The organism is Flavobacterium sp. I-STPP5a (assembly GCF_009764685.1).
In the GTDB taxonomy this organism is placed as follows: Bacteria; Bacteroidota; Bacteroidia; order Flavobacteriales; family Flavobacteriaceae; genus Flavobacterium.
This window is the reverse complement of the sequence record NZ_VHLM01000010.1, coordinates 38,218-53,268: the sequence shown is the minus strand read 5'-3', so window position 1 is coordinate 53,268 and position 15,051 is coordinate 38,218. Positions and strand designations below refer to the sequence as shown.

Sequence of the window (15,051 nt, the reverse complement as noted above, 5' to 3'; positions counted from 1 at the left end):
AAACAAAATACCAATAATAACAATCCGCTACCCTATCTTACAATAATACAGCAACTTAACTGTTTTGCATCAACATTAATACTTCCTCGTACTAAATGAGAGACAAATAGAGTAATTAGCATGTATTTTTAACGACAAAGGAAATATTAATTGATATATATAACAACAAATTGCTATTTTAGTAATATTATAACTAAAAAACAACCAATATGACATTTAAAATTTTAAGAGCAGTTTTCGTCACTGCTATTATTTTCAGCTCCTGTAGCAGAGATGAAAGCGAAAATCAATCTGTAGTGGTAAATGCTTTGCAAAAAGATCCATTAACCACAACACAAATTAACACTACCATTAATCAAATTTTATCTTCAAACAAGCAGTTTCATTGGAGTGAAATGTCTAGTCAAATGATTTGGAGTGCCGCTTTGCAAGGACAAAACTTAATCACAATTGGTTTTGGAAATTCCGAAACTGATTTTGATAGAAGTAAATCATCAAACAATCAAAAAATACAAGAGGAATTACTGCAACTTATTTCTAAATATGAAGGGAAAGAAATCAAGGATGTTTTAGTTTCTTCGGATGCGTATTTAAACCTTATCGATGTTGCGATCACTAAACAAGAGACTGTTATTGCTTTAAGGCAAAGTAAGTTAATTCGATATGTTGAACCTGCTGATTATCGTTTTTTAGGTGATAAAGCAATAAATCCTGTTGAAAGATCAAGCTCTAGTACAAGTTCAGGTTGTGGATTTGAAGCTTCTACTTTAAACTCGGCAGATTTTACTACCGTCACTCCTAATGCAAGAGTGCCATGGGCATTTTACCAGCATAATATTCCATCGGCTTGGAATGTAAGCACCGGAAGAGGAATTACAATAGGCGTTATAGATACTGGTACTTCACCAAACCAAACTTTACTAGGCTCTAGTTTTAACAACGGTTTATCAACTGGTCGTACTATTCAAAAATTTGGAACATTTGTAGATTCTATTTGGCCATGGAGCAGCACCACAGATGGTTCTAGTGATTTATGCGGACACGGAACCAGTATGGCATCAGCTGCGGCTGCACCTAGAAATGATAAAGGATTGCCTGTTGGGGTTGCCTATAATGCCAACTTAATTACTTACAGAGCGGCAGAAAACGTATTACTAGAAGGCTACCACGAACAAAATGGCGTTAAAGATGCCTTTACTGGTTTAGGTAATAACCCGAATGTAAAAATTATATCTATGTCTATGGGCTACATATTTTCTGTAGGGAAAATTTCCGATGGTGTAAAATACGCTCACAGCCGAGGCAAATTGATATTTTGCGCCGGAGGAACTTCTACAACATTCACCACTTTTGTTGGAGTTATTTTCCCGGCTTGGATGCCCGAAGCAGTGGCTGTAACTGGCGTTAAAGAAGGTACCACTTATCAAAAATGTGATGTTTGCCACACCGGAAACAAAATTGATTTCACCATTGCCATGCAAAGAGCAACAGGAGGTAACACAGTTCCTGTAACAAGTTACTATGACAATCAATCTGATTATGTGGGAGGTTCCTCTGTGGCTACAGCCACTACTGCAGGAATTGCAGCATTAGTTTGGGCCAAAAATCCAACTTGGACGAGAGATCAAGTACTCACAAAAATGAAGCAGTCATCAAGATATTACCCAACTAAAAATCCTGATTTTGGTCACGGAAACATAGATGCTTTAAAAGCCGTTCAATAAACTTTACAAAAACAAAACCACTTAATACTGAAAAGATTAAGTGGTTTTTTTATGTTTAATAATTTTGAATTTATAACAAGGTCGTAAGAGTAGTTTGTATGTCCTTCATTTCAGCTGATGTTATTTCGGGGGTTAAAACTTTAATAACTCCATTTTTATCCAAAATTAGGCTTGTTGGATATGCATCAATTTTAAGTTTTTCTATCTGTTTACCTGAATTAGTAATATGTTTATATTCAAACTTGTGCTTTTTTAATTCGTATTCCTTTAAATTTTTTCGACTAATTTTTTTCGTTTCTTCATTAATTCCATTATCTCGGTATGTACTTTGAATGTCATTTTAAAATTATCTAAATTTTTTGCTGTATTTGCCAAAACTATCAAACTGCTTCTTGTTTGTGGATAAAAATAGCAGGCAGAAGCAAAACCAGGTGCGTACCCTAATGCACCAATTTGTATGTTTTGCTCTCCATCTTGAAAAAGTAAACCATATCCATAGTCAACTTTATCAAAAATTGGGTGCATTCGGGTGGCATATTTAGTTTCCATCAATTTTAGAGTTTCTGTTTTAACAAGTTTCCCCGAATATAATAATTGATTCCATGCATCTAGATCCGCTGCATTTGAAATCAAAGCACCAGCTGGAGCATAATTATCTAAACTATTTGAAGCATATTCTAATAGTTTATCTTCATTTTCTTCATACCCTTTTACCAGATTTTTATATTTTTTGTTATTAGGATGGAAAGTGTTTTTTAATCCATATTGTTTAAAAAATTCCATTGATAATTGTTCAAATTTCTTGTTTGATACTTTCTCAAGAATCTGCGCAAGTAATTCATAACCTAACTGAGAATAATGAAATTGAGAACCTTGTACGAATTCTAAAGGTTCATCTAATGTTACAATTCCATGTGTATGAGTAAGTAATTGATGAATTGTTACTTCTTTTGACCACGGTTGGTTAATCTGAGTGAGATATTGATTGATTTTATCATCCAGTTTAATTTTACCTTTTTCAAATTCACGCAATACTAAAACTGCTGTTATTTGTTTACTAATAGAGCCTATTACAAATTGATCCGTAAATTTTAAAATATTTTTTTTATCTAAATCTGAGTACCCAATAGCTTTAGAAAATATTTGCTTTGAATTTTCGGTTATGAATACCACTCCATTAAAGTTATTGCTTTCTAAAATAGAGTCGATTTTTGCGGTTAAATCATTATCGTTTTTATTCTGTGCAATAGTTTTAAAAGATATTAGAAGGATAAAAGATATAATTGTAATACTAAATTTCATTGATTTCTGATTTTTAAAATGATGCCCAACATTCTGTGAATGCGGCGGTTTTATAATTATAATAAGCCCATTATACTGAATTGTAACTTGAGCGATGAACATAGGCAAATCATCCCAAATACAAAACTAATTTTCCATTAAGGCTGATGTCTAAATCCATTTTTACCTTGAGTTCTTATTTTCCCTCAAATGACTCAATGTTTTTCTATTGTTCTTTCAGTTTGAATAATATCCAACAATCACCGGAATAATTTCCTTCATAAATAGAATAATATAGTTTTTGATTTTCATTTTCATCTGTTACATTGTTATGTATGGTTGTGGATTAAATTCTGAAATTAAATAGGACTCTATTCTAAATTAAAACTATTATCATTTTCTCCTTTATTGTCAAATATTCCCATGTACTTTTTTATTTTTTTCTCGTTTTTCGGTATATCGATGCTTAACACATCCTCAATTACAATGAAAGTAGGCTACTCTACATATTTGAGATAGATTCTTTTTGATGTTATTCACATTATATTGATACCCAAATGTATTAATTTTTTCTTACAAATAGTCTAAAAGTCTTGAAAGTCAATAATTACCGTCAAGCCCCGCATGAAGGATGGAAGCGGCATCCTTTTTATATATTTTAGGCTACTAGCCTCTTAAAGGCTAGTAGCCTAAAATATATAAAAAGATATAGCGAACAGCCTGACGCAGCTGCAACGCTAGTGAAAGCTGGGGCATGCCCAAAAAAAATCCCTCTTGAAATTCAAAAGGGATGTGGTATAAGGTTGTGAAACGATTATTCTATTTCGGATTCATCGTCTTGTTCCTCGTCTTTCTCGATGGCGTCACTATAATCTGGGTACAAAAACTTGTTGTACGGGAAACGGGTTATGTGTATCTGGCGCACAGACTCGTACACGCGTTCTCTGAATTCTTCGAAATTTTCTTTGTGTGTGGCCGATATAAACAAAGCGTTTTGCTCTCCTACTCTACTCATCCAAGTGGCTTTCCATTCCTCTAGCGTGAAGTGTCTAGGAGTTTTTTCGGTCATCAAATCGTCTTCGTCAATGACTAGCGGTTTGTAAGCGTCAATTTTGTTGAACACCATAATTACGGGTTTGTCATGGGCCTTGATGTCTTGCAAGGTTTGATTTACCGACTCGATATGATCTTCAAAATCTGGGTGCGAAATATCGACTACGTGCAGCAATAAATCGGCCTCGCGTACCTCATCAAGAGTACTTTTGAAAGAATCAACCAACTGCGTAGGCAATTTTCTGATGAATCCTACGGTATCCGAAAGCAGGAAAGGCAAGTTTTTGATAACTACTTTGCGCACGGTAGTATCTAACGTTGCAAAAAGTTTGTTCTCTACAAAAACATCACTTTTACCCACGGCATTCATCAAAGTAGATTTCCCAACATTGGTATACCCAACTAGCGCCACACGAACCATGGCACCACGGTTGCTGCGTTGCACGCCCATCTGTTTGTCAATGGTTTTGATTTTGTCTTTGAGTAAGGCTATACGGTCGCGCACAATACGACGGTCGGTTTCAATCTCTGTTTCACCAGGTCCGCGCATCCCAATTCCTCCTTTTTGACGCTCTAAGTGTGTCCAAAGTCCGGACAAACGTGGCAACATATAAATACATTGTGCTAGTTCCACTTGGGTACGGGCATAAGAGGTTTCTGCACGTTGCGCAAAAATGTCTAGAATAAGGTGGGTACGATCTAGAATTTTACATTCGGTGATAATCTTGGATATATTTTTTTGTTGTGACGGCGATAATTCGTCGTCAAAAACTAGGGTCGAAATCCCATTTTCTTTTACAAAAAGGTGAATTTCTTCTATTTTTCCGGTACCAACAAACGTTTTGGGATTAGGGCGCTCCATTTTTTGTGAAAAGCGTTTGATTACCTCTCCACCAGCGGTGTAGGTTAAAAACTCTAATTCGTCTAGGTATTCTTTTAACTTTTCTTCACTTTGATTTTGAGTTACGATACCAACTAAAGCGGTTTTTTCGAAATTGATTACTTCTTTTTCTAACATGTCATTGAATAAGCTACAAATTTACGGATTTGTAAGCGACTTATGAAGCTATGGGTTTATAAAAATGTATTTGCCGTGAATAATGATAGTTTTTTTGCGGTCAAGCCAAAAGGTAACTTTCCTAGAAAAGAAATTGGCGTTCCTAGGTACTTGCTTTCACTCCAGTTCAGATTAAACAAATTTGTACTTGAAATAATAAAAAAGAGATTACTTTTGTTTTTAAGGGTTTAAAAATTGTGATTGTGGCTGCGTTATCGCTTGCGCCAAATTTTTAAACATAACATTAACTTGAAATACATTTTTAAAAATGAAGCAATTCTTTTTTACAACAGTTCTTTGTCTATGGTTTTTAGGCTCGGTACAAGCACAGCAGTTGCAATCTCCAAACGGAAAAATGCTAATGGAATTTGCATTACAAACCGATGGAACGCCAACCTATACCTTAGCCTATAAAAATAAAGCGGTAATTAAAACCAGTAAAATGGGTCTTGAGTTGAAAAATGACAAGAAATCATTACTAAATGATTTTACGGTTGTTGACCAAAAAACAAGCACTGTTAATGAAAATTGGCAGCCTGTTTGGGGCGAAGTTGCCACAATAACAAATAATTACAACGAACTAGCCGTTACTTTAGAACAGAAAGAAACAGAACGTAAAATGATTATTCGTTTTCGTTTGTTCAATGACGGTTTGGGTTTTCGTTATGAATTTCCTTCGCAAAAAAACTTGACTTACTTTGTAATCAAAGAAGAAAGAAGCCAATTTGCCATGACTGGCGATCATACCGCATTTTGGATTCCGGGCGATTATGATACACAAGAATACGATTATACCACCTCTAAACTATCCGAAATTAGAGGGTTGACAGAAAAAGCTACTACGGCCAATGTATCTCAAAAATCATTTTCGAATACAGGAGTGCAAACTTCATTAATGCTAAAAACTGCTGACGGATTGTACATCAATCTTCATGAGGCGGCGTTGATCAATTATTCTTGTATGCACTTGAACCTTGACGATAAAAACATGGTGTTTGAATCATGGTTAACACCAGATGCAAAAGGTGACAAAGGCTATATGCAAGCACCTCAACATTCGCCATGGCGTACCATAATCGTGAGTGATGATGCAAGAGAAATACTAGCCTCTAAAATGACATTGAACCTCAACGAGCCTAGTAAAATTGAAGATACTTCTTGGATTAAGCCTGTGAAATACGTGGGCGTTTGGTGGGAAATGATTACTGGAAAAAGTTCTTGGGCTTACACCGATGAGTTGCCAACCGTTCAACTTGGAGTTACTGATTTCTCAAAAGTAAAACCAAACGGAAAACATGGCGCTACCAATGCCAACGTAAAAAAGTATATTGATTTTGCTACCAAGCACGGTTTTGATGGTGTTTTAGTTGAAGGCTGGAATGAAGGCTGGGAAGACTGGTTTGGTCATTTAAAAGATTATGTTTTTGATTTTGTGACGCCTTATCCTGATTTTGATGTGAAAGGTTTACAAGCATATGCTAAAGAAAAAGGAGTTAAAATGATAATGCACCACGAAACTTCAGGCTCAGTGCGTAATTACGAACGCCACCTAGACAAAGCATACCAATTCATGAAAGACAACGGATACGATGCTGTAAAAAGTGGTTATGTTGGTGATATTATTGAAAACGGTGGCAATCATTACAACCAATTCATGATCAACCACTACCAATATGCTATTGAAAAAGCAGCCGATTATAAAATTATGGTGAATGCTCACGAAGCGGTACGACCAACGGGAATTGCGAGAACTTACCCGAACTTAATAGGTAACGAAGCGGCAAGAGGAACAGAATACCAATCTTTTGGTGGATCCAAACCAAACCATGTGACGGTTTTACCATTTACACGCTTAATAGGCGGACCAATGGATTATACTCCAGGAATTTTTGAAATGGACTTGAGTAAGTTAAACAAAGACAACAACTCTCATGTAAATAGTACACTTGCTAATCAGTTAGCCTTGTACGTGACTATGTACAGTCCGCTACAAATGGCGGCTGATACACCAGAAAATTACGACCGTTTTCCAGATGCGTTTCAGTTTATTAAAGATGTGGCTATTGACTGGTCTGACAGCAAATACCTTGAAGCAGAACCTGGGCAATACGTAACCGTTGCGCGTAAAGCCAAAGGAACCAATAACTGGTTTATAGGTAACGTAAATGGTGAAACACCGAGAACTGCAACACTAAAATTTGATTTTTTAGATAAAGGAAAAACGTACGAAGCAACCGTTTATGCTGATGCTAAAGACGCGCATTATAAAACCAATCCGCAAGCGTATACTATTAAAAAAGTTAAAGTTACTAACGCTTCTAAACTAGATGTACTTGCTGCTCCAGGTGGTGGTTATGCCATCAGTATTATAGAAATTAAAAAGTAATTAAGTAATCATTAAATATGAAAAGGCTGTCTTGTAGGACAGCCTTTTGTGTATAAATTTGTTTGTAATGATGCCTTACTCATAACTATAGCTAATTTCAGTTTTTACAATTCCGTTTGATTCTATAAGAGAACATGATACTGGGAAATTTGCGGCGTTGTACTTGTACTTCCTTGTTTTTCCTACGGCATCTACTGCGGTGGAACTAAAATTTAAAACATTGTTATTGCCAATAGATTCAAACTCAAATTCTTCTTCATGAAATGAAATAATGGGTACAATAACTTTATAATGCGTTCCAAAAATATTTTGAACCAGCAAGGCGTTTACTGAATTTTTATCATCAAAGGTGAAGTTTTTTATTTGTTTGTCACCCAATAAATCTTTGTGGCGTATGGGGTTTTCTTTAAAATAAAGGTACTCTACTTTTTTAACAATTTGTTGGTTTCTATCTCTTGTGGAGCGTCTAACTATAATTCCATTTTCAACTACATATTCATTGTCATCCAGCACGGTTTGGTGGTTGGTGCTTTTTTTAGTAGTTACTTTTACGCGTGAACCTTCATAGCTTATGGTTACGGTTTTAGTAACCAGTTCTCCGCCTTCTTCGTATTTTTTGGTAAACTTTATGAGCTGATCATTGTTGTTGTACGAATAATTTATAACCTCTTTCCAATTACTCCCTACACGCTCTTTAACGGTCATGTCCAATAGTTCCTTTGGATTGTAAAAAAAACTTTGAATTACATCAGAGGTTTTGATGCTTATTAATTTACCGTCTTTAAAGGTGTAATCTTTGTGGGTAATCTCTCCACTTTTCAAATTTTTAAAATTTGTTTTTACGCACTTTATGGCTTTTATTTTTACCTCAGGCTTGGAAGTTTGACTTAATAATAGGCATGGCATTGCCAACATAATAAGGAAAAAAAGATAGGTCTTCATTTGAATTTAATTTCGATTTGGGGCCGCTAAAATACAAAAAGGGATGATTCTTTTGTGTTTTGATTTATATTAACCTTTATATTTTGAAGAATTAGGAAACAAAAATGTAAAATGTAAAATGTAAAATGTAAAATGTAAAAAAAAGAGAAACCCACAGGAGTAGGTTTCTCTTTTTCAGGACTAGACAGAAAGAAATTCTTAATTTATCGAGATCAACTTCACATCAAAAATAAGAACCGATCCTCCAGGAATAGGACCATTTGCATTACTTCCATAGCCTAAGTGTGCCGGAATTAATAAAATCCCGCTACCCCCTTTTTTGAAAAAAGGAATTCCTTCAGTCCAGCCTCTTATTACTTGGTTTAAACCAAAAGAAAGTCCCTCAGGTTTACTTTCATCAAATACAGATCCATTGGTAAAATATCCTTTGTAGACTACCGTTACGTTTGAGGTTGCTTTTGGCTGATCACCGGTTCCAGGATCATTAATCACATAGTACAATCCAGTACCTGTTTTTACGGCATTCAATTTATTTTTAGCAATATAATCTACTATTTCTTTTTCATTTTGTGCAGTGTAGTCTACCGGTTTTGGTGCTTCATTGTCCCCCAAACAAGATAGAAATAAGATAGAAATAAGGGCAAGTACTATAGATTTCATAGGTTTTATTATTAATTATTGCTGCAAATATAGCAATTCAAGAATGATAATAAAGAGAAATCATTTTTCTCCAAAAACTTGTACATCATCTACTTGAAATGTTCCGTCAAGTGCTAAATTACGTCCTGATCCTGTATACTTAAAAGCAATATTAATTTTTCCTTTGTACGCTGATAAATCAATGGCGCCGCTGCCTATAAATTGGTTCCAAGGCGTAGCTTGTTTGGGCAGGTTTGCTACTAGTCGGGTCCAAGTGGCAGTGGCAACATTCAACCCATCAAAATCCGTTGAGACATATACCTCTAAGGAATTTAATGGTGAATCAATATCCAATCGATGTTGTGCTGCTCTAAAAGTCAGCACCTCTTTTGTATGTTGATCCATATCAATTTTAGGCGTCACAAGCCACGCAATATTAGAATTCACCCTGGTTCCAGATATACTAAACTCAGCAAAGCCGTTACCTGCATATAGCGCACCTTTCCAGAATAAAGAACCGGCTTGTACAAAATTACCCCAGCCTGGCAAACTTAAAGTGGAATTGTCTGGCACTTGATCAAAATTTTGAGAGAAAAAAGGAGTTGCTCTAGGAGCTGTTAATACAATATCTTTCTCTGAACGAGGTAATAACTGAAAATCATTTCCGTATTTAGTGAGTATGCCTCGAACTTTACCGCTTTTATCCGGAATTATTTTTGAGGAAAAATTAGCAAAACTACTCGTTCTTACATACACTTGATTTCCCATTTTATCATTCAAACCCCAGTTTGTAGCACCTCCTACATTATTTGATTCTTCAAAATAGCTGCGCCCGATGGCATTTTCGGCAAACTGTACCTCTGTAAATTCTATCAAAGTGTTTAAATTTTCATCTTTAAGTAAAGCCTCCATCGTTCCTTTACGTACAAGTTTTTCCTCATTTACCGTCTCACAAGAAGCATGTAAAATTTTCTTATAATTATTTTGAGATAATCTTCCTACACCTCCCTGATTGTATGAATTCACAAATATGTTTCCTATGCGTACCCCGCCAAAATCTATATCTGTGTACAAATCCTTAAGTTTTATATACACTTTATTCCCTACTCTATACTCTATATACAAATTTGTAGCATCAATAGGAACGCTAAAACCTAGTGCTGGAGTTGTGGCTGTTGCCAAGGTTTGAAAGGATATTGATTTAAAAAAATTTCCAGATTCGTCACTAGAGACTACATAAGCTTCTACAATATCATCATACTTGTACTGCGTTACAATAGCATTTGCAGTAGTATGAATATCCTTCACTGATTTGTTAGTGACTAAAGTAGGCTGGTTGCAGGTAAGTTTAGGTGCAGGCAATTCATCTGGTACGCAACCACTGTATAAAACCAGCAATAAAACTATAAAAAGATAGCGTTGAAATTCCATGTGATTTGAATTAAAAATTGATATAAAGATTTACAAAATAAGTTCGGCCATATCCATAAAAATATTTGGGTCCAAAAGAGGGGGTTCCGCTACTAACATCTTGATTGATTTCTCTAAAATTAGCATTACGGGCTTGCTCAAATCCTCCTGTTTTATAGGTTGTATTGAGTACGTTATTGATACTTGCAAAAACACCTACATTTTTACCATAAATAATCCATGATTTTCCTCCTATAATATTGAGCAAGGTTACCGGATCAAACTTTTCTTGTCTTAATAATTGTGCTGCGCGTTCCTCTGTAGCCTCAGGAAAATTTAAACCATTTGCTGGATTTTTATAAAAAATTTCGGTTCTTAAAATGGGAGCTACATCAATATAAGTGTTTGTTAAATAATTTACATTGGCACTGATCCACCAGTATTTTGGGTCTCTGTACTCTAGTCCCAGCGAGTATGCCTGCTGAGGCATTCCTGCTTGTTTGTAATTTTTAAGAGATGCTTTTCCAAAATCAAATACAGGAGCATTATTTTCTGGGGTTGCTGCAGCATCATTTGTGAGCGTAACTTTTGGATTATTATCAAAGGTATACTGGCCCACTGCAGCAGCAAATGTGGTTTTTATGGTTTGAGTCAATTGGTATTCTAAACTCAACTCGGCACCTATATTTTTCTTGTTTAATTTGGTGAGCGTTTGACTTACAAAGGCATCTGCGTTTAAAAAACCTGCGCCGTCATCAAAAATTCCTTCGGCATAAAAAAATGAAATTTGACTAGCATTTCTTAATTTCGAGAAGTAAGCTGTTGCTCTAGCTTTCAATTTTGGAGAACGGTACACATAACTAGCATCAACGCTACTATTGGTTTCGCTTTCTATACCAGTTACAATGGCGTTATTGAGTCTGGCATTGGCAAACGTATTTCTTAAAGTAGGCGCCTTTGTTGCGTGAGCTGCATTTAATACCAAAACTTGTTTACCCGAAATTTTGAAACTTAAACCCCCTTTAAATCCAAAGTTTTCAAAGGCTACTACGTCACTTTTGCCAAAAGAATTTGTCTCGTAAATACCGTTTTTATACAAGCCTTCGCGTTGATAGCTTGTTGCTGAAAATTGCTGTGCCAAATAAAAATCGACTTTATTGTAACTGAATTTAAACTGTGTAAAAGCATCTAAAACAGTGGCAAAAAAATTAAAATTATATCCGTATTTGTCTCCTACTCCTACTTGTCTGTTGGGATTGTTTAAATCTGATTGTGATTGATTCCCTTCATAAAAAGCATCGATATCATTAAAATAAGAACCTCCCAAAAGATCAACTAAAACCTGGGAATTGTTAGATTTCATTTTCTTGAAAGAAGCTCCGGCGTTCATGAAAGTGTTTTCAGATAATGCAGCGCTAACATTTGTTGTTACTGACCCTGTTTCGGCCTGTACTTGATCTTCATATAAAACATACTTACTTCTTGTGGGTTCATAACCTGTAATGTTTCCGTTTCCATCTAGAACAGGTGTTTGATTGGCTAAGTATAAAGATCTCCAGTCAAGTTGCGGATTAGCTAAAAAAGCGGCCTTGCTCTTTTCGGCATTATCAAAATCAGGAGTAAATGCACCAGAGAACTCCCCTTCATCTGGTGCGTATAGTGAGGTATAAAAACTAGGTAACTTTCTATAATTTGTTGGATCTGGACTATTGGCATTTTGAAAATCAATGGTGCTGTTTGCGGTAGTCCCTATTTGATAAAAAACACTAGTGTTCCAGTTTGTTTTATCATTGACTTTAAAATAATGATTGAGCATAAAAATGGGTTCCTCAATGGTTTTTACACGAGCATTTCGTTTTTTACCCTCTTGAAAACCCCAGTAAGAGTTGTATCTGGGATTGGTTAATTGCGTTACTTCATCAGTATTTGGCGAATTTTTAGCTCTAGAATTTGGTGTGTAAAAAGCAGTAAGGTTAAGAGCATGCTGACTTCCTAACTTTTTTTCGAGGCTTACAAAAAACGAATTCGAATCGTAATTTGTTCCTTCAAAATAGCCTTCTTGAGCCCAGCGCTTCCCAGCAGAAACCACATAAGCCCAACCCTTTTTACTCATGCCAGACGCATGCGTAGCCATAGAGCGCCAATTGTAATTTGTATTAGTTCCAGAAAATGTAATTCTGGTTCCGGGTCTATAAATGGAGGCTCGAGTATTTATTTCTTGTGTTCCAAGGATGCCTCCAAAAGTATAATCAGAAGGAGCTGTTCCTAAGGTAAATTCTTGATTGCGAAGTGCATCATTTAAGCCGCCCCATTCACCCCATTGTGGTCTACCATCATAAACCTTATTCATGGTAACCCCATTGATCATCATCGTGGAATGTTCACTATCTAAACCTCGTACTCTAAAACGAGCTTGTCCCCAGTTGAAAGCGGCAGCTTGTAGAAAAGCGTCCCGAGATGATTGCAATAATCCAGAGGTACTTTCTGAGGAACTGTTCTCATCATTAAAATCACTATCCATTAATGTGATAATGCTACTTTGCAAGTCTAAAGATTGATCATCTTGAAGACTTATATTTCCTAAGTCAACCATTTTTCCGGCTGTTATCTCCAGCGGATACAAGCCATCTTTATAGCCTTGACTGCGCACCAATACTAAAATAGAACCTGGTGCAACATCTTGAAAAGCAAACTTACCTTCTTGATTTGTAATTTGCATTAGAGTTGTATTTTGCACACTAACTACAACAAATGGAATGGGATTTTGAGTTTTTGAATCGATTATTTTACCAAAAAAACCAGTGCTTTCTTGCGCCTGAACGTTAATCCAGCAAAAGATAAAAAACAATAGGTGATAGAGTTTAGTCATAAATTCAACATCAAATAATTTAAGATTAAAAAACAGTGATGATAATTCAACTATTGCACGAGCAATAGCTGAACTAAAATCATTACTGGTTGTTATCCTCTGGTAGGACAGCAACAAAAAAATTAAATGTGAATTTTGGAAACGTGGTATAAACTTTATTAAAACGCTACAGCTTGTGTGGTATTAGCAACTGGGCGAGGCACTTATTATACTGATTGAAAGAATTATTATACTAAAAGTAGTAAAAAAAATTAACATATTGATTTTTCATTAAAAAAAATTAAAAAATTTTCTGATGAAAATGAATTCTTCAGGATAGCCCTGATGGAAGTAAGTATCCTTTCCTGTCTTTTTTAAGACTGGAAAGATACTGCGTACAGCAGGAATACTACTGCTTTAAAAATAGATTAGACTGCTCCTAAAACATTATTTGATTGCATTAATTCTTGAAACCATGAGCGCAATCAGGAGTCCAAAAACACCTATAAATGCAAATGAAAAACGTAAACTAGACCACTCGGCTATGTATCCTATTATGGGTGGCCCCATTAAAAAACCAAGAAAACTTACACTAGAAACGGTTGTCAAGGCTACACTAGGCGCAACATTAGGAGTTTTTCCAGCTACACTATAAACGGTAGGAATTATGGTTGAAACTCCAAGACCTACAAACATAAACGCTATAGTTGCTGGGATCACATACGGAAAAAATACAGCTGTAAAAAGCCCAGATGAAATGAGAATTCCGCTTACTTGTAATACTACCTTGCGTCCGAATTTTAAAATAATGGCATCTCCTATAAAGCGTCCGCCGGCCATCATGATCATAAAGGAAGTATAACCTAAGATAACAAGCGGTCCTGGAGCTTTAATTACATCTTTGAAATAAACCCCACTCCAGTCAAACATTACGCCTTCACTGGCCATGCAACAAAAGCCAATGACTCCTAGCCATAGTAAGGAACTATCTGGTTTTGAAAATAATTTTTTCTGTTCAGTTTGTATCTTTTCTTTGGCTTTTATCAAATGTTTAAAGTTAAATAGCATCATTAAAAGTACTAGCGCAGCTACAATTATAAAATGAATATAGGGCGTGAGTTGCAAGGACAACATGGCTAGACCTACTAATGCTCCTGTAAAACCAGCAAAACTCCACATGCCATGAAAGGAAGCCATGATGGTTCTCTTGAACAATCCTTCAGTATAAACGCCTTGTGTGTTTACAGCTATATTAGACAGGTTTCCAAAAATTCCAAAAACAAATAATCCTAATGACAATTGCCATGCAGCTGTAGCCAAACCTAAATTTGTCATGCTCAGCACATACATAAATAGTGCAACTACTAAAACTTTATGGCTGCCAAAACGGGTGATCAGTTTACCAGAGAAAGGCATCACCATAAGCTGCCCCAGCGGCAAGGCGAATAAAATGGTTCCTAGTTCGCCTTCGCTGAGATGCAACGAGGTTTTGATATCTGGAATTCTACTGGCCCAAGTAGCAAAACACAACCCCATCCCGAAGTAAAATACAGATACCGCCCAGCGAATACGGTTTAGATAAGAAACCTTTGCTTTTCTGTAACTCTTTTTTAGCTTGGCTTTAGTTCTGGTTTTTCCAAGAAATTGTAAGTCTATCAAAATGATTGTTATTTAATTTTAGGGTCAAAATTACAAAAAGCAATGATTGGCT

Annotated in this window: 9 protein-coding genes; 2 read left to right on the top strand and 7 right to left on the bottom strand. The window is 35.7% G+C overall.

Going from position 1 to position 15,051, the window contains the following annotated elements:
- Positions 1-209 precede the first annotated feature (209 nt).
- Positions 210-1,724, top strand: a complete 1,515-nt coding sequence (locus FJV36_RS01685) for a S8 family serine peptidase (RefSeq protein ID WP_158728976.1) — start codon at positions 210-212, stop codon at positions 1,722-1,724.
- A gap of 267 nt (positions 1,725-1,991) precedes the next feature.
- On the opposite strand, the gene FJV36_RS01680 is transcribed toward FJV36_RS01685, so the two are convergent.
- Both FJV36_RS01680 and hflX read right to left on the bottom strand, forming a co-directional pair.
- The gene (locus FJV36_RS01680; RefSeq protein WP_158728975.1) at positions 1,992-3,026 is read right to left on the bottom strand and encodes a serine hydrolase; all 1,035 of its coding nucleotides are present in this window, start codon (positions 3,024-3,026) and stop codon (positions 1,992-1,994) included.
- A gap of 793 nt (positions 3,027-3,819) precedes the next feature.
- Entirely contained in the window at positions 3,820-5,076 is a 1,257-nt protein-coding gene (hflX, locus tag FJV36_RS01675) for a GTPase HflX (protein ID WP_158728974.1), read from the bottom strand.
- Positions 5,077-5,383: 307 nt separating this feature from the next.
- Here hflX and FJV36_RS01670 point away from each other — a divergent pair, with 307 nt between their 5' ends.
- Positions 5,384-7,501: a glycoside hydrolase family 97 protein gene (locus FJV36_RS01670; protein WP_158728973.1), complete on the top strand. Its 2,118-nt coding sequence runs from the start codon at positions 5,384-5,386 to the stop codon at positions 7,499-7,501.
- Positions 7,502-7,576: 75 nt separating this feature from the next.
- Here the strand turns inward: FJV36_RS01670 and FJV36_RS01665 are convergent, their stop codons facing one another.
- The 5 genes from FJV36_RS01665 to FJV36_RS01645 form a co-directional block, all read right to left on the bottom strand.
- On the bottom strand, positions 7,577-8,323 hold the full coding sequence (locus FJV36_RS01665; protein ID WP_233264566.1) for a hypothetical protein: 747 nt from the start codon (positions 8,321-8,323) through the stop codon (positions 7,577-7,579).
- Between the two features lie 318 nt (positions 8,324-8,641).
- Positions 8,642-9,103: an FKBP-type peptidyl-prolyl cis-trans isomerase gene (locus FJV36_RS01660; protein WP_158728971.1), complete on the bottom strand. Its 462-nt coding sequence runs from the start codon at positions 9,101-9,103 to the stop codon at positions 8,642-8,644.
- A gap of 60 nt (positions 9,104-9,163) precedes the next feature.
- The gene (locus tag FJV36_RS01655; RefSeq protein WP_158728970.1) at positions 9,164-10,513 is read right to left on the bottom strand and encodes a DUF5689 domain-containing protein; all 1,350 of its coding nucleotides are present in this window, start codon (positions 10,511-10,513) and stop codon (positions 9,164-9,166) included.
- Positions 10,514-10,523: 10 nt separating this feature from the next.
- Positions 10,524-13,361 carry a carboxypeptidase regulatory-like domain-containing protein gene (locus FJV36_RS01650; protein WP_158728969.1) on the bottom strand — a complete coding sequence of 946 codons (2,838 nt, stop codon included), beginning with the start codon at positions 13,359-13,361 and terminating at the stop codon, positions 10,524-10,526.
- 426 nt (positions 13,362-13,787) lie between these two features.
- Positions 13,788-14,999 carry an MFS transporter gene (locus FJV36_RS01645; RefSeq protein WP_158728968.1) on the bottom strand — a complete coding sequence of 404 codons (1,212 nt, stop codon included), beginning with the start codon at positions 14,997-14,999 and terminating at the stop codon, positions 13,788-13,790.
- Positions 15,000-15,051 lie beyond the last annotated feature (52 nt).

Bases quoted from the DNA above. Each gene is read 5' to 3' on its own strand.
- FJV36_RS01685 (WP_158728976.1), top strand. From the start codon at position 210: ATGACATTTAAAATTTTAAGAGCAGTTTTCGTCACTGCTATTATTTTC.
- FJV36_RS01680 (WP_158728975.1), bottom strand. From the start codon at position 3,026: ATGAAATTTAGTATTACAATTATATCTTTTATCCTTCTAATATCTTTT.
- hflX (WP_158728974.1), bottom strand. From the start codon at position 5,076: ATGTTAGAAAAAGAAGTAATCAATTTCGAAAAAACCGCTTTAGTTGGT.
- FJV36_RS01670 (WP_158728973.1), top strand. From the start codon at position 5,384: ATGAAGCAATTCTTTTTTACAACAGTTCTTTGTCTATGGTTTTTAGGC.
- FJV36_RS01660 (WP_158728971.1), bottom strand. From the start codon at position 9,103: ATGAAATCTATAGTACTTGCCCTTATTTCTATCTTATTTCTATCTTGT.
- FJV36_RS01655 (WP_158728970.1), bottom strand. From the start codon at position 10,513: ATGGAATTTCAACGCTATCTTTTTATAGTTTTATTGCTGGTTTTATAC.
- FJV36_RS01650 (WP_158728969.1), bottom strand. From the start codon at position 13,361: ATGACTAAACTCTATCACCTATTGTTTTTTATCTTTTGCTGGATTAAC.